This is a genomic window from Methanohalophilus sp. RSK (assembly GCF_003722075.1).
Taxonomy (GTDB): Archaea; Halobacteriota; Methanosarcinia; order Methanosarcinales; family Methanosarcinaceae; genus Methanohalophilus.
This window is the reverse complement of the sequence record NZ_RDSK01000002.1, coordinates 49,119-70,304: the sequence shown is the minus strand read 5'-3', so window position 1 is coordinate 70,304 and position 21,186 is coordinate 49,119. Positions and strand designations below refer to the sequence as shown.

The window sequence follows — 21,186 nt, the reverse complement described above, 5'->3', positions numbered from 1 at the left end:
AGGCTTTGTTTTATTAAAAATATTTAAATATCGTTAATTTTATCTTTTTTTTGAGGTTATAATAATTAGTAAAAAGAAATATACCCCTGAAGATGTAGAAGTGTCAGCGATTTCATTAATTATTGTAGGATTTTTATTAGTTTTTACTATAGGATATTTAGGCCTACTTCATGTTATATTTTTTTTATTTCTTTTCCTGATGGGGGTAGTGTGCATTATATTAGGTGTGGTGATACTATATTCTCATGACGGTGAATCACCAACACTACCAACTGAATCACTAAATGAAATTGATTTTATGGATGGTTATAAATTTGAAAAATATGTTGGTAACCTTTACCGAAACTTGGGATATGAGGTACAATATACTCCACTATCAGGAGACCAAGGAGCAGATTTAATCATATCAAGAGATAATGATAAAATTGCCGTACAAACAAAATGTTATAGGAGTAAAGTATCAAACAAAGCTATACAGGAAGTTGTTTCTTCAAAGGCATTGTATGATTGTAACAGGTGTTCTGTGGTCACTAATAATTACTTTACCGATTCTGCAATCCAATTGGGCAATGTTAATAATGTCGAACTGATTGATAGGGATAATATTATAAAAATAATTAATGAAGTTCAAAATCAATCGAATCCTTCATTAGAAAATCAAATAAAAAGTGATTCAGAATCAAGGAATAAACTGACATTTGAGAATAAAACGAATCAATTCACAAATACCGATGAATTATGCCCTGATTGTGGATTTCAGAATAATACCTCCACAACCACTTCTATAAAAGAGCATGAGTATTCTTCGCAAAAACCATATTTTTCTGAGAATTGGTATTATGGTATCATAATCTGCACAATACTAAATATATTTTCATTCACTTTAATTCCAATGAATGTGATAGAATTTATTCCAAGTACAATAAGGGTATTAGCTGTAATTGTAGGAGGTTTTGGCCTTCCACTATCACTTTACTATGATATTCAATATGTAAAAAATAATAGTTTAAAATGGGATCCAAAGACTGCGGTATGGGTTATAGGAGGTTTTCTTGGGTTGATCAATATCGTTGTATCTCTGGTATACATAATTAAAAGAAGGGAAATTAGGAGTTAATAAAATATATTTTAATATTATAATATTATTTATTCTGTATGCTGATCAAATAGCAAACCGCCTTTGGTATGCCCTTTATATCTCCCTTGGCTTTCAATTAACCCAAATTCCTTTTTTTTGAGATGGAGAATCATTGTTGTTTAATGTACTTGGAGCTATAGCTTACTATTTCATTGGCAAAAAGCGATGATTATCAGGTTGAATCACTTGCTGGCTAAAATACCATTTTTCATTATTAATTATTCTTAAAAAACTATATTTAGTTGAAATAATGTGTACCGTCCAGGGCTCATCAATATGGTATGGATAAAAGTAAAAGAAGGCAAATATCTGGCTTCTGACAATATCAGGACAATATATAAAAAAGTAGAAGGAAGCAATGCACGATTCCTGAGAATTTATTGTGACCAGACAATAATATATACAAATGATTTGCACAGGGTGGTTAAAAGCAAAAAAATCCCTGAAGATGTCCTTCTGGATCCCGAGTATTACAAAAAATGCCAGGATGCAGATAAATTGATACAGCTGTTACTTCAGGAAATAGAAGATGCCAAAAAAAGCGGTGACCTGATAATGGATTTGCAAACTATCCTGAAAAAGTATGATTACATCTGATTTTCAGATGGCAAACATCTTGCTATCTCTTTTTTTTAAGCAGATTTGTTACTGTTGGCACTCTTTGAGCGTACATTGATCATCTCCGCTACAAAGATGAAAGAGCCGCACTACTGGTTATACCGTCATCTTCATTCCATTGCATCAGTGTTTCCCTAAAAAGGCCGGATAGTACTTTCATTAATACCAAATTGGTTTCCTGACGTATATAGGTCGTTGTCCGGTATCCAAAAGACAATTTCAAGAAGAACTATATCTTAGTAAAAAGTTCGTAAATATAATTTTATTATAATCTATATATTTATTTATATCTTGTCAGCTTATACCATTATGGTGCGATATGAGCTGAATCCATTCAATGGATTGCCTTCTACAGCTCAATAGAGGTAAAGGTGGTATGAGATTATGAAACTAAAAATTCAGTTATTTATAGTGTTCATTGCCCTTATGACAATGTCTGTAACCGGCGTTCTTGCTGAAGATGACTGTCAGAAAACTGTTACGCTTTATGCAGGGCAACATATAGACGTAGGAATAGTAAACCTGTCTGAAATATGTGTAGAGAACCAGACGACTCTCAGAATAACCTATGAAGTGGATGAGCCCTGGAGAATAGCAGAGACACATCTGGAAGTAGCCGACGACCCTAATGAACTGCAACAAAAAAATGGGAACCCGATACCCGGTCAGTTCACATATAAGGATGAATGGGAAAGTTACCGGGAACAGGTAACATACGAAGTACCTCTGGATTCCTGTAATGAGACGTTCATTGCAGCCCATGCAGTAGTTGTAAGCCCATCAAGTGACGATAAGAAGAATGTGTGGGACGTAAGTGAAACTGCCTGGGCAGACGGTGAAGACTTCGATGGTAACAACTGGGCAACCTATTTCAACTATACACCCTGCTGTATCGATTGTGGCGGCGAGCAGAATTTTGAAGAAAATACAGATGTTGATGATGAAAAAGACAAAAAGGATAAGAAAGATAAGAATCCGGGGAATAATGGGAAAGGAGTCGGACAGAGCATGATCGACAGGATTTTCTCATTCTTCATTCGATGATAAGTAATAAAAGAGGAAATATTCCCCTTTCATTTTTCCCATACACCAGACATACTTGAATTTTTAATGTAATACCTGACCATAAAACGGGAGACTTCAAAAAATATAAAGATGTAAGGCCCTGCTCATTTGCGTTTTCTTCTCATAAACATTACAACTGCTATACCAAGGAAGCCCGCAGTCAATAACGGTTGGGCAGTCGGGATATCGAAAGCCGGCTGTGAATCATGCCCAAAATAGTAACTGCGGTCATAGTCCATTACATCTGGACCTATTGTTGGCGTCCCGGTGGCTGTTGCATTGGTCTTTTGCAGACCCAGCAATGCCGAAGTCGTCTCTGTGAATTGCACAGATTCCCCAGGCATAAGTAAGGGAATGGTACCCACAATACCACATTTATTGTCTTCTACCACAACATTTGTCAGGTTGACATTGCCGGTATTGCTGATGTAGAAATCCCATCTGACCTCGTAATTCCACCTGATGTACGGGCCGTTTCTCTCATCAGCATCCTCACCATTGGTATGTTTTTCGATATCAATGGCTGGACTGGCCGTAAGAGGAAGATGATCAATATCACTGCCAGTGATATAAAAAGATGAATCACAAAAGCCATCATTGCTTGCATCTGTACAGGTTTCACTATGTCCTGTACCATCAGGATGTGCCCAATAGTTACCACCAACGGAAGGCCCGCCTACAATGTTTGGACCTGATGTTTTTGCGATATTCCAGGAGTTGCCAGCACTCTCGGACATCTGAATGTTAATTGTGTTGTTGAAATAGTTGTCATAAACAACATTGCTACCACTATCTACCAATTGAATACCCGATGAACTGCTGTTGGATACGATATTGCGGGTCAGCGTATTGTTGCTGGATTCATTGAGGAAGACAGCATAATTATTATTAGATAGTTTATTGTCACTTATTGTGTTGTGCTGGACAGCATCAAGAAATATTCCAGCCTTAGAAGTACCTGCAGCATTTGTTATCTCAAAGCCACTGATTGTCACGTTATCCCTGGTCACATTGAAAGCATGGTCTGCTGAAGAAGCCGCCTGAACTTTAGTATTATCCGGGTTCCCGGAATGTGAGATAATGATTACTGATTTGTTCACATCCACATTTTCATTATATGTACCTGGATAGACAATAATCACGTCAGTGTCATTTGCTGCATTTACAGCATCCTGAATTGTTGTATAATTCCCGCCACCACTGTCATCTACAATGATTTCAACTGCCATTGCTGCTGATGAAAGTAATGCAAGTGCTATCAAGCTGACAAACAAATGTTTGATATGCATACCTTTACCCCCAATTGAGACTTGTATTCAACATGTTTTATCCTTAATCTATTATACAGTCGTCTATATGTATAAATCTTCAGAACTACAGGTACTAACCAATGGTACGCAACAAATAAATTTGAACCTTTATTTTTTATATTATGAAACATAAAAAACAGTAAAAACATTACTCCAAAACAGAATGAAAGATAATAAATAATTAAACATAAAATATTATAGGTAATCCATGTTTAGCAGCCAAAAATTAGCGGTTTTTGTAGACGTGCAGAATATGTTCTATTCTGCCAGAAATATCCATTACGGAAGACTTGATTATGAAAAACTTTTACATGCTGTCGTAATGGAAAGAAAATTGACAAGAGCAATAGCCTATCTTGTAGAAACCCCGGATATCGACCAGTCAGGCTTTAAGAGTTTTATTGGTTCAATTGGTTGGGAAGTAAAAAGCAAGGCCCTGAAAGTAAGACCTGATGGTTCCACCAAGGGGGATTGGGATATGGGGATCGCAATTGATGCGATTTCAATTGCACCCAAAGTAGATACCATTGTGCTTGTAAGTGGAGATGGCGATTTTGTCGATCTGATAAACCACCTGAAAGCTATTGGGGTACGGGTTGAAGTCCACTCTTTTAAAGAAAGTACAGCCGAAGAACTTATCAACGCCGCTATAGCCCATTATCCAATTGAAAGAAGAATGTTACTCGATAGGTGAATAAAGCCATATATTTTTCCATGAAACTGGCTGATTTTAAAAATCATTTTTTGCGTCGACCAAAATGCAGGCGCGACAGATGTCACCTGATGTGGGACCACCACATATATTGCACTCTTTTTTACTTTTACCAGACGGATTCTCTACATTTGCTATCGAAGATAGTAATGAGTTATAATTATTCGCAAACTGCCCGGTTATATTTGGATATGTTGATTCCATATTCAAAAACATTTGTCTGACTTCTGCACGAAGCGAAGGTCCTGCATAAGGACATTCTGGAAACTCACGAAATATGCCTTTGAGGATTCCATATAATGCAATTTCATACTCATTTAAAACTGAAAGAGGCTTTATCCTCACTGATTCCTTACCGGAATTCGGGGATGCAGTATTAATTATTGCATCTATATTTGCGGTAAGTATGTTCATCATGGCGGTTTCCGCCTCATCATCCAGAGAATGTCCTGTCGCAAGTTTGGGGACAGCCATGCTAAAGGTTTCCTGCTCCAGTATTTTTCTCCGTAGAACACCACAAAGAGTACACGCTGAAACATTTCTTTTTTTCAAAAGGCTGGGTAGGGGTCCACCAAACGTTTCCCTGAAGGATATTATCCTGTGTTCAATATTCAAAAAATTTGCAAGTTCCTGTGCATAGGCAAGGGTCTCTTCCCTGTAATTCGGTATTCCTTCATCAACCGTAATAGCAGTAAGTTTCACTCCCCCATATTCTGGAAGTATTTCAGACAGGATATACAAAAGAACTGTGCTATCCTTACCCCCTGACAATGCAACTGCTATATGTTCATTATCCAGAATAAGGTTTTGATCTGCAATATGTGTCCTGACTTTCTTTTCTACCATTTCACAGAAATGAATTGCACAAAGGAGATTTTCCCCTCCTGATACTGCGTTTGCTCCACAGGTCTTGCATAAAAGAGGTGTTTCAGCCGCCATGGGATATCCGATATACTTTTAGGGTATCTTCAGAATATACAGTCGTTTCGACTGGTATTACGGTTCCTTCCCTTGCTACGATAACAGATAAAGGATTTATATCTGCCATTTCCAGTACATCTTTCAACGGTATACTATCAGCCCGGATTTCTATAGAATTGTCCGATAAATGCAGGATCATTTTATCACTTCACATTAACTCTGTTTGAGGGATTTTGCTTTATTTTCCGGATAGTTGCAATGAAATACTCTGTTTCTCTCCTGACATCATCACTGCAAACTATTGCGGAAATAGCAACCAAACTATCAGCCCCATTTTCAACCACTGAAATGCAATTGTCTTTATTGATACCTCCTATGGCAACAATCGGAACATCAATTGTCGTTTTCACTGCCTGGATCCTTTCAGGTCCAACACCCATACCTGCATCCTTTTTAGTAGTAGTGTCAAAAACCGGACTGAAACCCACGTAATCAGCCCCTTTTCTTTCTGCCTCGATTGCTTCATCTGTATCATGGACTGTAAGGCCGATTACCTTATTTTCACCCAGGATATTCCGCGCCAGATCAATCGGCATATCGTCCTGTCCGATATGCACTCCATCAGCCCCTGCAGCCAGGGCTACATCGATACGGTCATTTACCAGAAAGATGGCATTGTCACCACATATTTTCCTGATCAGGATTGCTTCTTCAATCATCTCTTTTGTGGTCTTGTCTTTCTCACGATACTGGACAATCTTACACCCGGCCGCTACTGCACATTTTACATCGGACAATGTACCTTTCCTGGATAGGCCGGAATCTGTCACAAGATAGAAATCGATATCATTAAGCAAAGATTTCCAGAATGGCATAAATGGAGCCCTCATAAATCTATAATTCAGCCATCAATACTCTCAATATTTGTCATAGGTCCTGCTTTTTCATCAGTAAGCCCGGACACTTCATCATACAAATGCATCTTGAAACTGCCACTGCCGTTTGACCTGGCAGCCGCAAGTTCCCCGGCAACCCCAAAGAAAGTCAAAGCATCTATTGCTGCATCACAGAAATCATCGTTCAGGGCTGCAAATGAACCTATTATTGAAGCAGCCATGCAACCGGTGCCCACAATTGAACCCATTTCTGAATGGCCGTTTTTTATGGAAAATATCCTTGAACCATCACTGACTATATCTTCTTTGCCGGTCATCACAACAGTACATGACCTTGATGTGGCTAAATTCTTTGCAAGCCAGCCGGAATCAGCATTGATAGAAGTTGCTTCAACTCCTTTTGTCCGGGCATTTTCACCTGCCAGTTTTGCAATCTCAGAATAGTTGCCTTTAATGATATCAACATGAGCACTGTCAAGGATCTTTGCAGCCATTTGGTTTCTGAATTGAGTTGCACCCACTCCTACTATATCAAGTACCACGGGAATTTGTTTTTCGTTTGCAGCCTTTGCCGAAATTATCATGGATTCGATAAGTTCAGAAGTCAGGGTTCCGATATTAAGTACAAGAGCAGAGGAAATTTTAGTCATATCAGCACATTCTTCTACAGCATGAGCCATTACGGGAAGAGCACCAAACGCCCTTGTTATATTTGCACAGTCATAAATTGTAACCCAGTTGGTAATATGATGAACCAATGGTTTTGTTTCTCTCAGTGTTTTTAATGCATCCTTCATTGCCTTCCTCCGTAAAATTCCCGTCAATCTTTTTCACAATCGTGAATAGATGTTGCATAATATCTAATAAACCTTACGTCAACCAGATGAACGAAAAAGGATTAAGACAACAGACCAAACCTTGCAGGTCTATTGGCTTTGTACAATTTATTCACAAATATTATTAGCAGTATAAATCCTGATAATTTCACCAGCCTGTTCATCTCCCGCCCTACTGGCAACTATTTCCTGAAAAGCCATGACATAATCCGGTCTCAAGCAACCAAGACTTTCCCTGCCATCTTTTATCAGGTCCAGCAGATATTCCAGTTCCTTTCCTGAAAGCGACTCCAGACGATGGGAAAAATCAGATATATCTCTGGAAAAATGATTTGCAACCGGTGGCAGGATTGACTTGAAATTGACACCTGAACTACTGCATTCCAGATCAATGCACTCAGGAGCAAGTTTTTTCAGTAAATCTATGTCTTTTTCATCTAGTTTACGTGCCATATAGTTCCATTTTGGGAATTATTGGTTAAAAAGGTGCGTTTTACCAACTCCAAAAAATGGATTTTGCCGGCAGGACAGCATAAAGCCGGCAGAATCACTGTTATATTTAATCCACTCTTTTAGTACTTGCAGCAGTCTTATCCGGGTCTACAACCACATCGATAAGAGAGGGTTTGGTGGATTTGAATGCTTCTTCAAGAGCTTTATCAAGTTTTGCCGGGTCTTCTATCCTGTAACCTTCGCCTCCGGTAGTTTTTGCATATTCCGCAAAATCGGGATTGGGGAAACTAACACCAAATTCAGGATAACTGGACCTTAATTCTTCCTTTTTTATGTTCTTGAGTTTGCCGTCATTAAAGACAATGACATTGATCCCGAGCTCTTCACGCACAGCAGTGGTGAAATCAGCCATAAGCATTCCAAACCCGCCATCTCCTGTGACACATATTACCTGCCTGTCAGGATTATCAAGTTTTGCCGAAAGGGCTGCAGGCAGTCCGAATCCCATACTGGCAATATTGGCACACATTAATGTTTTCTGGCCTTCACACATGAATTTCTTGTAGAACCAGTAGGTATGGTCGCCCACATCTACACAAATTATAGCATCAGTGTCTGCATGGCGTTTAATGGCCTGTACAACATAACCGGGATTTACAGGTATGGAGAGGTCCTGTGCATCAGTTTCTAGTTCCTCATAATGCTCCTTTTTCATCCGATCGATGCGCTATAAAAACTCAGTGATTTCTTCCTTTTCATCGACAATGGGGAGAAGGTCTTTAAGTACAAGATCCGCATCCCCGACAATAGGAGCATCGACATCAAAGGTCTTTCCGATCTTGGTCGGATCGATATCTATCTGGACAATCCTGATTCCTGAAGGAACAAGGTTGGCCTGTCTGAAACCCGAACCTATGATAACTATAAGTTCACTGTTTTGTACAGCTTTTGCCGCATGTTTTGAACCTATGGAACCAAGTACACCCAGACTATAACGATCGGTTTCGTGTACCACGCCCTTGACCCTGGATGTAGTGGCAATGGGGGCTTTGATTTTTTGTGAGAGTTGTGTTAGCAATTCACCACTGTGACGACAGCCCCAGCCTGCAAAGAGAGTGACTTTCTCGTGATTGTTGATCAATTCCGCAGCCTTTTCCACATCTTCAGGTCTTGGAGCGGTCTGGTTTGAAACCAGCCTCTTTTCAGCGAAATATACATCCCCGCTAAGTTTGCCTGCCAGGATGTCTGTCGGTGTGCTGAGTACCGCAACACCGGGCTTTTTGAAGGCATATTTAGTAGCCCTTGTGACCAGACCGAGCGCCTGGTTCTCCCGGGCAATGGTTTCTGTGAATTCAGCAAAGGGAGAGAACAGTTCTATCTGGTCGATCTCCTGGAAGGCCTCACTTCCAAGATAGACCTCTGCCACCTGACCGGCAAAGGCAAGCACCGGACTCCTGTCGGTAGCAGCATCCATTAAACCGGTGATAAGGTTTGTAGAACCTGGGCCCGCTATGGAGATACAGACGCCCAGCCCGCCGGTGATCTTCCCATGTGCAGAAGCCATGAAAGCAGCGGTCTCTTCGTGTCTTGTGAGAATGAATTTTATTTTGTCACTCCTGCGGATGGAGTCTATCAGGGGCAGGTTGGAATCCCCGGGAATCCCATAGACAAACCTGACACCGAAGGCTTCAAGTTGTTCGACGATCTTGTCGGCAACAGTCGTTTCTACCGATTCATCTTCCTTTTCCCCGCCTTCAGGAACAAAAGCGGATTTGGGAGCCCCGCATACCGGACATGTATAGTCATCAGGCAGTGAATCAAAATCCTGTCCTTCAACCTCCTCATCATAAACCCAGTTGCAAACCGAACATCTGTATTTTGCCATGTATTTCCTCCAAAATTCCCCTGTTATATGTAGCATTCATGTGACAGAATTATTTATCAAATGCAGGGAACTCCAACCAATGAATTTCCCTTGCATAAGAGGCAAACATCTCCCCTCGAATTATCAATAGCTGCAAGTCTGATAATTATATGCCGAAACAATGTTGCTACTAATGAATGATAATTTTTCCTGTGGGTTTAGCAATAATACCTTCAAAAAGAAGAAATTGAGCATAAAAACTTTTTATTGATTGTCTTTACTGATACATATGGAAAATTCAGCAATTTTCGAGATATGTAGTGGTTTACCACGTCAGGGTCCGGGAAGTGACGAATGCACTGAAAAAGCATTCAATTCACTTCCTAACTTAGCGACGGGTGCCAGGATACTTGACATCGGTTGCGGTGTTGGGATGCAAACACTTCATCTTGCAAGAACCTGTGAGAATTGCCAAATAATTGCACTTGATATTTCCAGGCCATATCTGGAACAATTGATGAAAAAGGCCCGGAAAGAGGGAAATGTTGACAGGATAGAGACGGTTTGTGCCTCTATGGAAAAACTGCCTCTCAAGGATAAGAAATTCGATGTAATATGGGCAGAAGGTTCAATCTTTGTGATGGGTTTTGGAAAGGGGCTTGAATACTGGAAAGGTTTCCTGAAAGACAGAGGTTTTATGGCGCTGACAGAAGCAGCCCTTTTCACCGATACACCAGCCGAAGAAGTGATGAATTTCTGGCAGGATTGTTACCCGGATATAAAGACCATCCCTGAAAATGAAAGAATAATTGAGGATGCAGGTTACGATATTATAAGCAGGTTCAAGTTGCCGGTATCTGCCTGGTGGGATGATTTCTATGCTTATCTTGGTAAACGCCTCGATGAAATTGAAGATAAGTACAGGAAAAATGAGGAAGCTAAATCGGTAATCGATTTTTCAAGAAAGGAAATCGAACTATTCCGCAAATACCCGGATGAATATGGGTACGTGTTTTTTATTCTGGAGAAGAAACAAAATTCACAATCAGAATGATTTAAATATATCAAATCTTGAATAAAGCATCACGGGGACATCAATGCCAGTCGATGAAAATATTAAGAGGATTCTCGAGGAGATCGGTGACAGGACACTCATCTGTGTCACCAAGACAATAGAACCTGAAAGGATCAACGAAGCCATCCGGTCCGGGGCTACCATAATCGGAGAGAACCGGGTTCAGGAATATGAAGATAAACGCGAGGAAATCCTGCCCTGTGAGACACACCTGATAGGCCACCTGCAGACAAATAAAGTCAAAAAGGCTGTTGAGTTTTTTGATGTCATCCAATCAGTCGACTCCCTGAAAGTAATAAATAACATTGATAGCAGAGCCGGGGATATCGATCAGGTACAAAGGGTCTTCCTTCAGGTAAACATAGGCAATGAGCCACAGAAACATGGTTTCCGGCTGGACAGGATCAAAGAAGTGATAAACGAAATCCGCTCCCTTCAAAATATCCGCGTGGAAGGCCTGATGTGCATCCCTCCTTTTGTCCCTGCCGAACAAACCCGTACCTATTTCCAAAAGATGAAAGCCCTTTTTGATGAAATGAAACAGGAAAACCGCGGCAATATCGATATTCAGGAATTGTCAATGGGCATGTCCAATGATTACATGGTGGCTATCGAGGAAGGAGCTACAATGGTGCGTGTGGGTTCGGCTATATTCGGGGAGCGGGAGTATTAAAGATTTTATTCGGCGGACTAAGTGACTTCTTAATTCAAATATACCTTAAGTTGGAATGGTAAAAATAAAAGTAGTTCCATGCCCAACTTCACTTTCAACCCAGATATTCCCACCATGCATTTCAACATATTCTTTTACCAGGGCCAGACCCAATCCTGTTCCTTCATATTCCCTTGAAGCCGATGAATCAATTTGCTTGAAAGAGTCAAATATACATCTTTGCTGTTCTTCTGGTATACCTATACCTGTATCGCTCACTGCTACCTGTAAATTATCATTGATGGATTTAAATTCAATACAGATTTTTCCATTTTCAGGAGTAAATTTAGCTGCATTACTGAGCAGATTATGCAAAATTTGAGTGAATTTGGATTTATCAGCTTTTATAAGCCGTCCAGATTGTTGTACTTCACATTCCAGAGATATGCTTTTTTCTTCAACCAGAGGATGTATTATTGGGCAGACCTCATCACAAATATCCGATATATCAAGTAATTCTGGATAAAATTCCATTTTTCCATTTTGAATTTTTGATATATCAAGTATATCATTAATTAATTCCAGGAGATGTTTACCACTTTTATGGATATTGGATAGATATTTGAGCTCTTTATTATCAAGGTTATTTGCTTTGTTTTTAGATAAAATTTGAGAAAAACCAATAATTGAATTGAGTGGTGTGCGCAATTCGTGGCTCATGTTAGCAAGGAATTCCGATTTGGCTTTATTTGCATTTTCTGCAACGATTTTTTCCTGAATAAGTAATTTTTCTGCTTCTCTCCTTTTAGTTATGTCCCTAACAATTGCCAATACTGTTGTGTCTTCTTTGGGTATCATTCGAGATTCAAATATTTTTTTGTCTCCATCCGTTTCAATCTCATATTCATATACATGAATATGTTTTTCACTAAGTGTTTTGTCAATGTTTTCCATCGTAATAGATGCAATTTGATTAGGAAATATGTCTTTTATGTTTTGGTTTAGAAAAGCATCAGGTGGTAGCAGTAAATCTTCATCATCAGGTGCATTATAGTCTATGAAATTCCCTTTTGCATCCATTTCAAAAATTAAATCTGGCAAAGCTTGGTTGATAGAGGTATTTCTTGCTTCACTTTTCTTTAGGTCCTCATATGCTCTTTTTTGTGAAGTTATGTCACGACCTACACCTAGAACATATTTAGCTCCTCTGTATTTTATTAGTGTAAGTGTAAGTTCAAGAGTTTTAATTTCATCATGAACCAGATATGAGGTTTCTATGGTCCCACCAATTTCCCATAATCTAAAATGTTCTTCTAAATCCACATTTTCCTGATTTGTAGGCAAGAAATTACTAATATTCATTTTTAACAGATCTTGAGATTGGACATTAACAAAATTGCAAAAAGCATCATTTGCTTTTATGTAATTGCCCTGTATATCGATAACAGCAATAGGGTTTAAATTGTTTTGAAACAAGGCCTCATAAAATCGAGCATTATAGCCTGCTACGTACTGATCTTCATTATTTTCAATTGATGACTATGTATTAAATTCCATAATTTTACAACCATTGATACAAACGTCGATTTCGCAAAGCACACATTAAAGATCATCTTATTTATATTTATATATATATTAAGTATGCTATGCCTAATAATATTTTGCTCATGCATTGTACAACCAAAAAAGGAATATAGCCTTGAAAGGAGAATACAAAATTTAGATAATCAACTCGAATCATTACAGGAATCCCTATCAGAAACCAACAAAGAGTACAGTGGGCCCGCTGGAATTCGAATCCAGGATCTCCGCCGTGTGAAGGCGACGTCATAACCGGCTAGACTACGGGCCCATAAAAAGATATTTACCTAAGTGAACCACAATAAAATATAAGGTTTTCGACGGCTTAGAAAATAGGAGAAGACAATTTTATAGAAATATAAAAAAAATGTGTGGTGAGAGATACCACTTTTATTCAATGTACATCAATTTACCTTCTTCTCCGGGATCGACCTGATACCTGGCATCAAGTTTCCATTCGTAATTTCCATTATTTTCACTGATTGCCCAGATGTCGTGATCCCAGTGTACCCTGTCACCATTTTCATCCAGTTTTGTCCAGCCGGTGACACCGAAATACGTATCGGAAAAGGGTATTCATTGCCAGTTTTGTGCTTTCATCCATTCTCAGGCACTGCATCGAGATCCACGAATGTAGCCAGCCAGAGAGCATCATATGCAGCCAGTGCATATGTTTCAGGAGCCCGGCCAAGTTCTTCCTCTATTCTGGATTCGATTACCTGATAGCGGTCGTTTTCTTCCTCATAACCATAAATTGGTGCTCTGAGGTTGATAAAAATGTATCAATGGTGATATCTGTCAATTCGGTACAATATTATGCGCGACAATCAAATATACAATTAGGAAAAATGATAATTGTCAGGTTTCTACTTTCTGAAAAAATAATCATATAACAGGTGTCATTATTACTAAGGGAGAAATGGATTATGTTCGATAAAATATTACCACAACAAAAAAGCATGTCCACAAAATTAGGCGGATTACTTGTACTTGTAGGAGAAACAATGTTCCTATTCTCCTTGATGAACTTGAAAAAAAACAACGCCCGGGAAAGGAATAAATGACAATTGAGATCGAGCCGCTTGTGGATGAACCTGCCCTGCTGGTAAAGGGTCAATCCCACAACCTTGTACTCTCAGACCTCCATATAGGTATCGAATGGGACCTCTACAACAGTGGTTTCCTGGTTCCCAGCGGTCTTGAAAGACGACTCAAAAAGATAGAGGGTTATATCGAACAGACCAAACCCGACAGGATAATACTGCTGGGGGATATAAAACACAATGTACCGCAAATTTCATGGCAGGAGCGGGATGAAATCCCCATGTTCCTCGAAAGGCTTGCCCTGCATGCAGAAGTCGATATTTTCCCGGGAAATCATGACGGAGGGATTGAATTCCTGCTGCCAAAAAACAAACGTATTCACCTTCATCCCTCCAGAGGTGACATAATAGAGGGGGTTGGATACTTCCATGGCCATACATGGCCCGATCCAAAACTCATCACAGCAGAGCATTTAATTGTAGCCCACAATCATCCGACCCTGCGAATCACCGACAGCCTGGGATATTCCACATCCGAACAGGTCTGGGTGAAAACTAAATTGAATCATGAAAAACTAAAAAACCATTTTGAAAAGATCGGTGTTGAAATACCGGAAAGTGACACACAACCTGATGTTGTAGTTATTCCTGCTTTCAATGAACTCTGTGGAGGGGTAGCTTTTAACGAAGCTATTCTTGATGACCTGCTCGGGCCTGCATTCTCTTCGGGTTCCATTGATGTATCAAATGCGGATATCTACCTGCTTGATGGAATGTACATGGGCAAACTGAAGGATATTAAAAAACTCAGTATTACAAAAAAGCGCACAGGCAAAAGGAGGCGAGGGCGATGATGGATACGGTCTTTGGCCAGTTGCACCCTAATATCAGAAAGGCCCTTGCAAAACAGCAATTCCATACACCCACCCAACCCCAGCAAGAGTCCATTCCACCTATCCTGGAAGGCAAGAACGTCCTGCTTATTGCACCCACCGGTTCGGGAAAGACCGAATCTGCAATCCTGCCTCTTTTTGATCACATCCTTGCCAAAAAACCAGATGACAGGAAAGGCATTTCTGCTCTCTACATAACACCCCTGAGGGCTCTGAACCGTGATATGCTACACCGCATACAATGGTGGGGCCAGGAACTCGATATCAAAGTCATGGTGCGACACGGGGATACCAGCCAGTATGAGCGCCAGAAACAATCAAAAAACCCTCCGGACTTATTGATTACCACTCCTGAAACCCTGCAGGCAATGTTTACAGGTAAAAGGCTGCGCAAAAATCTGGAAGATGTGAGTTTTATCGTGGTAGATGAGATCCACGAACTTGCCGAATCCAAAAGGGGAGCACAGCTGGCTATCGGGCTGGAAAGACTGGTAGAATTATCAGGCGAATTCCAGAGAATAGGCCTTTCTGCAACAGTTGGTAATCCTGATGTTGTGGCAGCTTTCCTTGCAGGGGCAGAAAGGGACATGCAGGTAGTAAAAGTGGAAATGCTCAGCCTGCTCAAGTTCAACGTGGTCACCCCTCACATGGAGGATGAATATCTCAAAACAGCACGTAAAATAGGATGTTCTGCGGAACTGGCCACACATCTGCGTTGTATTCAGAATATTGTAATGCAGAAAAAATCCACCCTGATTTTTGTCAACACGCGCCAGAGTGCCGAAGTGCTTGCATCGGGTTTCAGGATGCTGGACTTGCCCATCGGGGTACACCACGGCTCCCTGTCCTATGAAGCCCGTCTGGAAGCGGAAGAGAACTTCAAGAACGGGGATTTGCGAGGCCTGATCTGTACATCCTCAATGGAGTTGGGAATCGATATCGGCAGTGTGGATCATGTAATCCAGTATGGCTCTCCCAGACAGGTTGCCCGGCTGCTGCAAAGGGTTGGCAGAGCAGGACATCGCATTCATGAAATTTCGGAAGGAACGATAATTGCACTGGAATTTGATGATATCGCCGAAAGTATGGCCATCGTTGGAGCCGCCAGAGAAGGTCGGGTGGAGGACATTTCTCCCCAGAGCGGGGCCCTGGATGTAATCGCCAACCAGCTTTCAGGTATCGTGCTGGACTTCGGGGATATAGAGATTCCCCGTATACTTTCCATTCTCAGGCGAACCTACCCTTTCAAAGACATGAGCCTGCAGGCACTGGAAAAGATCGTGGAGCAGGTAACATACAACAGGCTTGTGTGGCGGGATAAAGGTTCCAGTATCATCAGTCGGCGCAAAAGGAGCTGGCAGTATTACTACCAGAACCTTTCCATGATCCCGGATGAGAGGAAGTTCGAGGTTTATGATATCGTCACCGGCAAGGCGGTCGGAACACTGGATGAAGCTTTTGTGGTAAACTTTGCCAATCCCGGAGCGATTTTCATAACGCGGGGAGAGGTGTGGAGAGTACTGGAACTCGATCCTGAACGAGGGCGCATAAAAGTTGAACCGGTGAGAAGTATGGGGGAAATCCCCAGCTGGGTCGGGGAGGAAATACCCGTTCCCTTCGAGGTAGCACAGGAAGTCGGGAAACTGCGCCGGGAAACTGCAGACCTTATTACAACAGGTGCAGAAGAGAAGCAAATCATCAATACATTGATGGAACGCTATCCTGTGGACAAATATTCAGCAGATGGGTTTTTCCGGCTAATCAAAAAACATGTGGATCAGGAATGCCCTATGCCACATGACCGACAGGTCATTATCGAGAAGGAAGAGGATGGAATGGTTATCAATGCATGTTTCGGGCACAATACCAACGAAACCCTGGGCAAGGTACTGACAGCCCTGCTTGCGGCCCGGTTTGGCAGCAGTGTGGGACAGGAAACAGATCCCTATCGCATCAAACTAGCCTTGCCGGTAAGTTTTCGTGCCGAACAGATACGTTCCATGATAGCCGATACACTTCCCGAACACGTGGAACCTATCCTGGAGATGACACTGAAAAATACCTCCCTTTTGAAATGGAAAATGGTGCAGGTAGCCCGCAAATTCGGTGCCATCAGCAAAGAAGTGGACTACGACAAGATCAGCATGAAAAAACTTATCGACATTTACGAAAACTCGGCTATGTACGATGAGGTATTAAGAGAGATTTTCCACAATATGCTGGATGTAAGTCGCACAAAGGAGATACTGGAAAAGGTGCAGCAGGGAGAAATCAACATCGCAACAGGCCCTCCATCCCCTCTGGGAGGAGCGGGATTCGATGCGAAAAAAGACCTGATAGCACCGGAAAGAGCTGAAGGTTCGATCATAACAGCACTGAAAAACCGTATTGAAAATGACAGGGTAATCCTGTTCTGTGTGCACTGTACTAAATGGGTATCCCGTCGCAAAGTGAAAAATGTGCCTGAGAACATTGTGTGCCCTATATGTGAATCTAAAATGGTAGCTGCCCTGAAACCCTGGGAGGAAGAAGAGATTAAACTGGTTAAGAAAAAAGATCGAATGGATTCAAAAGAGGACCAAAAACGCATCCATAAAGTATTTCGCAATGCCAACATCGTAATGACACAGGGAAGGACTGCGGTTGTGGCCCTGGCAAGCCGTGGGGTTGGCCCTGAAACCGCCACCCGTATTATACAGAAGATGCAGGTGGATGAGGAAGGTTTCTACAGGGACATCATGGAAGCCGAACGCAACTACGCTAAAACAAAACGGTTTTGGGGTTAATGAAGTCTGCATTTTGTTTCCTTCCAAAAACTAAAATAGATTACAAACTGTTATTCTTATTATGAGCTCAACTATTGAAGAGTTAGTCCAGTCATTAAATCCCAAACAGCAAGGCTATGTGAACCTCGAATTGCCCGACCCGACCAACGGTGAATACCTGCTTACGGTTTTCAGGCTAGTTCCCGGCGGGGAGATGAATATGCTACAGGCAGCAGCTGAAATCGCAGCGGAATCATCAACGGGTACGAATTTCAGGGTAAATACCGAGACGAAGTTCTCAAAGGTCATGAATGCCCTGGTCTACCAGATGGACCTGGAAAGGGAACTTGTGTGGATAGCCTATCCCTGGAGACTTTTTGACCGTGGAGGCAATGTACAGAACATCCTGACCTACATCGTGGGAAACGTCCTGGGAATGAAAGAGATATCAGCCCTCAAACTGCTGGATGTCTGGTTTTCTCCCTCAATGCTTGAACAATATGACGGGCCCGGTTTCACAGTCGATGATATGCGCAGTTATCTCGGAGTTTACGACAGGCCTATTCTCGGTACCATCGTGAAACCCAAGATGGGGTTGACATCTGCCGAATATGCCGAAGTCTGCTATGACTTCTGGGCAGGTGGCGGGGATTTTGTCAAGAATGATGAACCACAGGCAAATCAGGACTTCTGCCCCTATGACAAGATGGTAAAGCACGTTAAAGAAGCCATGGACAAAGCAGTAAAGGAGACGGGGAAAAAAAAGGTGCATTCATTCAACGTCTCGGCACCGGACTTTGACACCATGATCGAGCGCTGCGAAATGATCAGGAATGCAGGGTTTGAACCCGGAAGTTATGCTTTCCTCATCGACGGTATTACCGCCGGGTGGATGGCTATCCAGACAATCAGAAGGCGGTATCCAGATGTTTTCCTGCATTTCCACAGGGCAGCTCACGGTGCCTTCACACGCCCGGAAAATCCCATAGGTTTTTCCGTGCTGGTACTGTCTAAATTCGCACGTCTGGCAGGCGCCTCCGGCATCCATACGGGTACCGCAGGAGTCGGAAAGATGAAAGGAACTCCTGAGGAAGATGTTGTTGCAGCCCATGGCATCCAGTATTTGAGTTCACATGGCCATTTCTTCGAACAGAGCTGGGCCAAGATCATGGAAACGGATAAGGATGCCATAGAACTTGTGAATGAAGACATAGCCCATCACCTTATCCTGGAAAAAGACAGTTGGAGAGGCATGAAAAAATGTTGTCCCATTGTTTCCGGTGGACTGAACCCGGTCAGGCTGAAGCCCTTCATCGATGTAATGGGTAACGTTGATTTCATCACGACCATGGGATCAGGAGTGCATGCCCATCCGGAAGGAACCCGATCAGGAGCAAAAGCACTGATACAGGCATGTGATGCCTATCTGCAGGGGATCGATATCAAGGATTATGCCAAAAATCACAGGGAACTTGCACAGGCTATTGAATTCTTCCCGGAAAAATGACATCATATAATTGAAAAGGACGTCCTGTGCGTGCAACTGCTGCGGGCCGAAAATAACGGCTTCGCAGCAAAAAAGATCAGCCGTACTTATTCATGTAATTTTTGTAGGTCCGTATATATTCGGCATGAGGCCATATCAGTGGAATAGTGACGTATGCAAGTCCATCATTCCACTTGGGGTGAGCACGGACGTGTTCTATCATCTTCATCTTGCTGTCCCTGAGAATTTTGGCATTGGTATAATCCTCCAGCCACATCTCAAACCGTTCTATGGTTGAAATATGTTCAGGTAACTGGTACTCATGAGCCATATCAACCACCCATCCCAGGTACATTTCTGCCATTTCTTTTTGATCAATATTTATGAAATGATTTGCAAGTTCACAGGTAAAATGACACCATGGACCATAGCCACCATTATTCCGATCCCAGTGTTCAGGGTAGCGGTTCAGGCCGCCAATTTCCTTATCCCATAAATTATCATGAATTCGTTTTACAGTAGACTTTATTTTAACATCCGAATCCGGGAGGAGACCAAAATAGGCAGGTGCATATTCCACAGCATCCACATCAATAACACTGGAGGCAAATGCATCATAACCTATTGGGTTACTGCTTTTATCCTTCACACGGATACATTTTATAAAGGAACGCCTGCGTGGACTGTAAAGACGTGTCATGATGGCATTCCTGACCTTTCCCCCTTCTTCCTTCCACATTGAGACATCCTTACCCAGGGCTTCCCCCATCTTCACAGCTTCCAGTACACCCGCACAGCATGCACAGTTGGCATACATCTCAAAACCATGCTCATAAGCAGGATATTCATGAATACTGTTTACTGTATGGATAAGATCGACTTCTTCATTTTTATTCATCAGGATAAAACCGACTGCTTTTTCAATTACAGGCCAGTACTCTTCGATAAATTTCTTATCAGCCATCTTATCAAAAAATGACCCTCCTGTGGCCTCGAAATACTTCCCCAGCGCATAAAGGATAAGACCGTTTCCGTCTATCTGCAAATCCTTGTAACTTGCATCATTACCGTCTATATCATATCGCTGGGAAAATTCACCCAGGGGTTTCTGGGCATTCAACATAAATTCGAGCCCTTTGCGAGCCTGATCCATAAGATCAGCATCTATTGCACCAAGGATATCCATCGAATGATCCCTGGGGTAAATGAAAGGATATCTTGTACCGGGAGGACTTGCATAAAATCCACCCTTTTCATGTTGGTTTTCACTAAGAATCTTGACACTGTTTTCATAAAGCCTCTGGGCTTCCAGATAATTCAATAGGATCACTCCTCTTCAGGATATTCGATTTTAGATACGCAAAACGATTTATCAAGATAGCCGGAAACTTCATCCTTTGAGATACCGGACCTTGCAATAGCCTGCTCATTATATTCTTTAGTTTCACTTACAGGTGATTTACTACCCAGATTAAGGAGTTTTGCACCTGCCAGTTCAGCACGTCTTTTACTGTAGATATGATGCAATATCCCCACGACACTGGAAAGTGCAGGATAATTCCACCCTTCTTCAGATTGTTCTTTCTGATCCTTTACAAAATCAATTAGTTGCTGGTATTCTTCTGGCCTTTCCCCGTATATTTCTATAAACTCTACAAGGTCATTGCCAAATGGGCATACAGGCAAATAGTTTATGTTGTCGTCCCTTGCACCCTCAAATCCTGGACCTTCAATCTCAGCAAGCCTATTACCAATAGCTTCAATCCAGTGGTAGGTCTTTTCCGGCCCTACCAAATCCACCATTTCTATAATGCCCACAAGAAAAGCCTTGGGAAGCATATTTTCAAGTCGTATCACAATATTTCCCCCTTATTTTAA

21 protein-coding genes and 1 tRNA gene are annotated in these 21,186 nt (G+C 41.6%); 10 read left to right on the top strand and 12 right to left on the bottom strand.

Translation table 11 applies throughout. From position 1 onward, the window contains the following. Nucleotides 1-100: 100 nt before the first annotated feature. The 3 genes from EFE42_RS02010 to EFE42_RS02000 all read left to right on the top strand — a co-directional run bounded on the left by EFE42_RS02010 (nt 101) and on the right by EFE42_RS02000 (nt 2,800). A complete protein-coding gene (locus EFE42_RS02010; RefSeq protein WP_233564688.1) occupies nt 101-1,117 on the top strand; it encodes a restriction endonuclease in 1,017 nt (338 codons plus the stop codon). Nucleotides 1,118-1,414: 297 nt separating this feature from the next. Further along, nucleotides 1,415-1,735, top strand: coding sequence for a hypothetical protein (locus EFE42_RS02005; protein WP_123135678.1), 321 nt, complete (start codon nt 1,415-1,417; stop codon nt 1,733-1,735). A gap of 405 nt (nt 1,736-2,140) precedes the next feature. Continuing rightward, nucleotides 2,141-2,800: a hypothetical protein gene (locus tag EFE42_RS02000; protein ID WP_123135677.1), complete on the top strand. Its 660-nt coding sequence runs from the start codon at nt 2,141-2,143 to the stop codon at nt 2,798-2,800. A gap of 125 nt (nt 2,801-2,925) precedes the next feature. On the opposite strand, the gene EFE42_RS01995 is transcribed toward EFE42_RS02000, so the two are convergent. Next, the gene (locus tag EFE42_RS01995; RefSeq protein ID WP_123135676.1) at nt 2,926-4,110 is read right to left on the bottom strand and encodes a NosD domain-containing protein; all 1,185 of its coding nucleotides are present in this window, start codon (nt 4,108-4,110) and stop codon (nt 2,926-2,928) included. A gap of 229 nt (nt 4,111-4,339) precedes the next feature. Here EFE42_RS01995 and EFE42_RS01990 point away from each other — a divergent pair, with 229 nt between their 5' ends. After that, on the top strand, nt 4,340-4,825 hold the full coding sequence (locus EFE42_RS01990) for an NYN domain-containing protein (RefSeq protein ID WP_123135675.1): 486 nt from the start codon (nt 4,340-4,342) through the stop codon (nt 4,823-4,825). Nucleotides 4,826-4,861: 36 nt separating this feature from the next. Here EFE42_RS01990 and EFE42_RS01985 read toward each other — a convergent pair whose 3' ends face one another. From EFE42_RS01985 to EFE42_RS01955, 7 genes are all read right to left on the bottom strand, one after another. After that, on the bottom strand, nt 4,862-5,782 hold the full coding sequence (locus EFE42_RS01985) for a TIGR00269 family protein (protein WP_123135674.1): 921 nt from the start codon (nt 5,780-5,782) through the stop codon (nt 4,862-4,864). Further along, nucleotides 5,772-5,963, bottom strand: a complete 192-nt coding sequence (locus tag EFE42_RS01980) for a hypothetical protein (protein WP_123135673.1) — start codon at nt 5,961-5,963, stop codon at nt 5,772-5,774. Before EFE42_RS01980 ends, EFE42_RS01985 begins: the two co-directional genes overlap by 11 nt. A gap of 4 nt (nt 5,964-5,967) precedes the next feature. Next, nucleotides 5,968-6,639, bottom strand: coding sequence for a thiamine phosphate synthase (gene thiE, locus EFE42_RS01975; protein ID WP_123135672.1), 672 nt, complete (start codon nt 6,637-6,639; stop codon nt 5,968-5,970). Between the two features lie 26 nt (nt 6,640-6,665). After that, nucleotides 6,666-7,457, bottom strand: coding sequence for a hydroxyethylthiazole kinase (gene thiM / locus EFE42_RS01970; protein WP_123135671.1), 792 nt, complete (start codon nt 7,455-7,457; stop codon nt 6,666-6,668). 147 nt (nt 7,458-7,604) lie between these two features. Further along, nucleotides 7,605-7,949 carry a hypothetical protein gene (locus EFE42_RS01965; RefSeq protein WP_123135670.1) on the bottom strand — a complete coding sequence of 115 codons (345 nt, stop codon included), beginning with the start codon at nt 7,947-7,949 and terminating at the stop codon, nt 7,605-7,607. 106 nt (nt 7,950-8,055) lie between these two features. After that, nucleotides 8,056-8,664 (bottom strand): thiamine pyrophosphate-dependent enzyme, encoded by a 609-nt coding sequence (locus tag EFE42_RS01960; RefSeq protein WP_123135669.1) that lies wholly within the window; start codon nt 8,662-8,664, stop codon nt 8,056-8,058. Between the two features lie 12 nt (nt 8,665-8,676). Then, entirely contained in the window at nt 8,677-9,834 is a 1,158-nt protein-coding gene (locus EFE42_RS01955) for a thiamine pyrophosphate-binding protein (protein WP_158599175.1), read from the bottom strand. A gap of 268 nt (nt 9,835-10,102) precedes the next feature. Between EFE42_RS01955 and EFE42_RS01950 the strand changes: the two genes are divergently transcribed. Both EFE42_RS01950 and EFE42_RS01945 read left to right on the top strand, forming a co-directional pair. Next, nucleotides 10,103-10,867, top strand: coding sequence for a class I SAM-dependent methyltransferase (locus tag EFE42_RS01950; RefSeq protein ID WP_123135667.1), 765 nt, complete (start codon nt 10,103-10,105; stop codon nt 10,865-10,867). Between the two features lie 43 nt (nt 10,868-10,910). Continuing rightward, nucleotides 10,911-11,561 (top strand): YggS family pyridoxal phosphate-dependent enzyme, encoded by a 651-nt coding sequence (locus EFE42_RS01945; protein ID WP_123135666.1) that lies wholly within the window; start codon nt 10,911-10,913, stop codon nt 11,559-11,561. Nucleotides 11,562-11,606: 45 nt separating this feature from the next. On the opposite strand, the gene EFE42_RS01940 is transcribed toward EFE42_RS01945, so the two are convergent. Together EFE42_RS01940 and EFE42_RS01935 are read right to left on the bottom strand one after the other, a co-directional pair. Next, nucleotides 11,607-13,073: a PAS domain-containing sensor histidine kinase gene (locus EFE42_RS01940; RefSeq protein WP_255419046.1), complete on the bottom strand. Its 1,467-nt coding sequence runs from the start codon at nt 13,071-13,073 to the stop codon at nt 11,607-11,609. A gap of 245 nt (nt 13,074-13,318) precedes the next feature. After that, nucleotides 13,319-13,392, bottom strand: a tRNA-Val gene (locus EFE42_RS01935). A 655-nt stretch (nt 13,393-14,047) separates the two neighbouring features. Between EFE42_RS01935 and EFE42_RS10465 the strand changes: the two genes are divergently transcribed. The 4 genes from EFE42_RS10465 to EFE42_RS01915 all read left to right on the top strand — a co-directional run bounded on the left by EFE42_RS10465 (nt 14,048) and on the right by EFE42_RS01915 (nt 19,329). Further along, nucleotides 14,048-14,185 (top strand): hypothetical protein, encoded by a 138-nt coding sequence (locus EFE42_RS10465; RefSeq protein ID WP_158599174.1) that lies wholly within the window; start codon nt 14,048-14,050, stop codon nt 14,183-14,185. Further along, nucleotides 14,182-15,018, top strand: coding sequence for a metallophosphoesterase (locus EFE42_RS01925; RefSeq protein ID WP_123135664.1), 837 nt, complete (start codon nt 14,182-14,184; stop codon nt 15,016-15,018). The genes EFE42_RS10465 and EFE42_RS01925 overlap by 4 nt, the downstream gene beginning before the upstream one ends. Beyond that, the gene (locus EFE42_RS01920) at nt 15,018-17,843 is read left to right on the top strand and encodes a DEAD/DEAH box helicase (RefSeq protein WP_123135688.1); all 2,826 of its coding nucleotides are present in this window, start codon (nt 15,018-15,020) and stop codon (nt 17,841-17,843) included. Before EFE42_RS01925 ends, EFE42_RS01920 begins: the two co-directional genes overlap by 1 nt. Nucleotides 17,844-17,904: 61 nt before the next feature. Next, nucleotides 17,905-19,329, top strand: coding sequence for a ribulose-bisphosphate carboxylase (locus EFE42_RS01915; protein ID WP_123135663.1), 1,425 nt, complete (start codon nt 17,905-17,907; stop codon nt 19,327-19,329). A gap of 76 nt (nt 19,330-19,405) precedes the next feature. Here the strand turns inward: EFE42_RS01915 and EFE42_RS01910 are convergent, their stop codons facing one another. Next, the gene (locus EFE42_RS01910; protein WP_233564687.1) at nt 19,406-20,638 is read right to left on the bottom strand and encodes a glycoside hydrolase family 15 protein; all 1,233 of its coding nucleotides are present in this window, start codon (nt 20,636-20,638) and stop codon (nt 19,406-19,408) included. Continuing rightward, the gene (locus tag EFE42_RS01905) at nt 20,635-21,165 is read right to left on the bottom strand and encodes a hypothetical protein (protein WP_123135661.1); all 531 of its coding nucleotides are present in this window, start codon (nt 21,163-21,165) and stop codon (nt 20,635-20,637) included. Before EFE42_RS01905 ends, EFE42_RS01910 begins: the two co-directional genes overlap by 4 nt. Nucleotides 21,166-21,186: the final 21 nt, after the last annotated feature.

Coding starts and splice junctions, on each gene's coding strand:
- EFE42_RS02005 (WP_123135678.1), top strand. CDS start 1,415: ATGGTATGGATAAAAGTAAAAGAAGGCAAATATCTGGCTTCTGACAAT.
- EFE42_RS02000 (WP_123135677.1), top strand. CDS start 2,141: ATGAAACTAAAAATTCAGTTATTTATAGTGTTCATTGCCCTTATGACA.
- EFE42_RS01995 (WP_123135676.1), bottom strand. CDS start 4,110: ATGCATATCAAACATTTGTTTGTCAGCTTGATAGCACTTGCATTACTT.
- EFE42_RS01990 (WP_123135675.1), top strand. CDS start 4,340: ATGTTTAGCAGCCAAAAATTAGCGGTTTTTGTAGACGTGCAGAATATG.
- EFE42_RS01985 (WP_123135674.1), bottom strand. CDS start 5,782: ATGGCGGCTGAAACACCTCTTTTATGCAAGACCTGTGGAGCAAACGCA.
- EFE42_RS01980 (WP_123135673.1), bottom strand. CDS start 5,963: ATGATCCTGCATTTATCGGACAATTCTATAGAAATCCGGGCTGATAGT.
- thiE (WP_123135672.1), bottom strand. CDS start 6,639: ATGCCATTCTGGAAATCTTTGCTTAATGATATCGATTTCTATCTTGTG.
- thiM (WP_123135671.1), bottom strand. CDS start 7,457: ATGAAGGATGCATTAAAAACACTGAGAGAAACAAAACCATTGGTTCAT.
- EFE42_RS01965 (WP_123135670.1), bottom strand. CDS start 7,949: ATGGCACGTAAACTAGATGAAAAAGACATAGATTTACTGAAAAAACTT.
- EFE42_RS01960 (WP_123135669.1), bottom strand. CDS start 8,664: ATGAAAAAGGAGCATTATGAGGAACTAGAAACTGATGCACAGGACCTC.
- EFE42_RS01955 (WP_158599175.1), bottom strand. CDS start 9,834: ATGGCAAAATACAGATGTTCGGTTTGCAACTGGGTTTATGATGAGGAG.
- EFE42_RS01950 (WP_123135667.1), top strand. CDS start 10,103: ATGGAAAATTCAGCAATTTTCGAGATATGTAGTGGTTTACCACGTCAG.
- EFE42_RS01945 (WP_123135666.1), top strand. CDS start 10,911: ATGCCAGTCGATGAAAATATTAAGAGGATTCTCGAGGAGATCGGTGAC.
- EFE42_RS10465 (WP_158599174.1), top strand. CDS start 14,048: ATGTTCGATAAAATATTACCACAACAAAAAAGCATGTCCACAAAATTA.
- EFE42_RS01925 (WP_123135664.1), top strand. CDS start 14,182: ATGACAATTGAGATCGAGCCGCTTGTGGATGAACCTGCCCTGCTGGTA.
- EFE42_RS01920 (WP_123135688.1), top strand. CDS start 15,018: ATGGATACGGTCTTTGGCCAGTTGCACCCTAATATCAGAAAGGCCCTT.
- EFE42_RS01915 (WP_123135663.1), top strand. CDS start 17,905: ATGAGCTCAACTATTGAAGAGTTAGTCCAGTCATTAAATCCCAAACAG.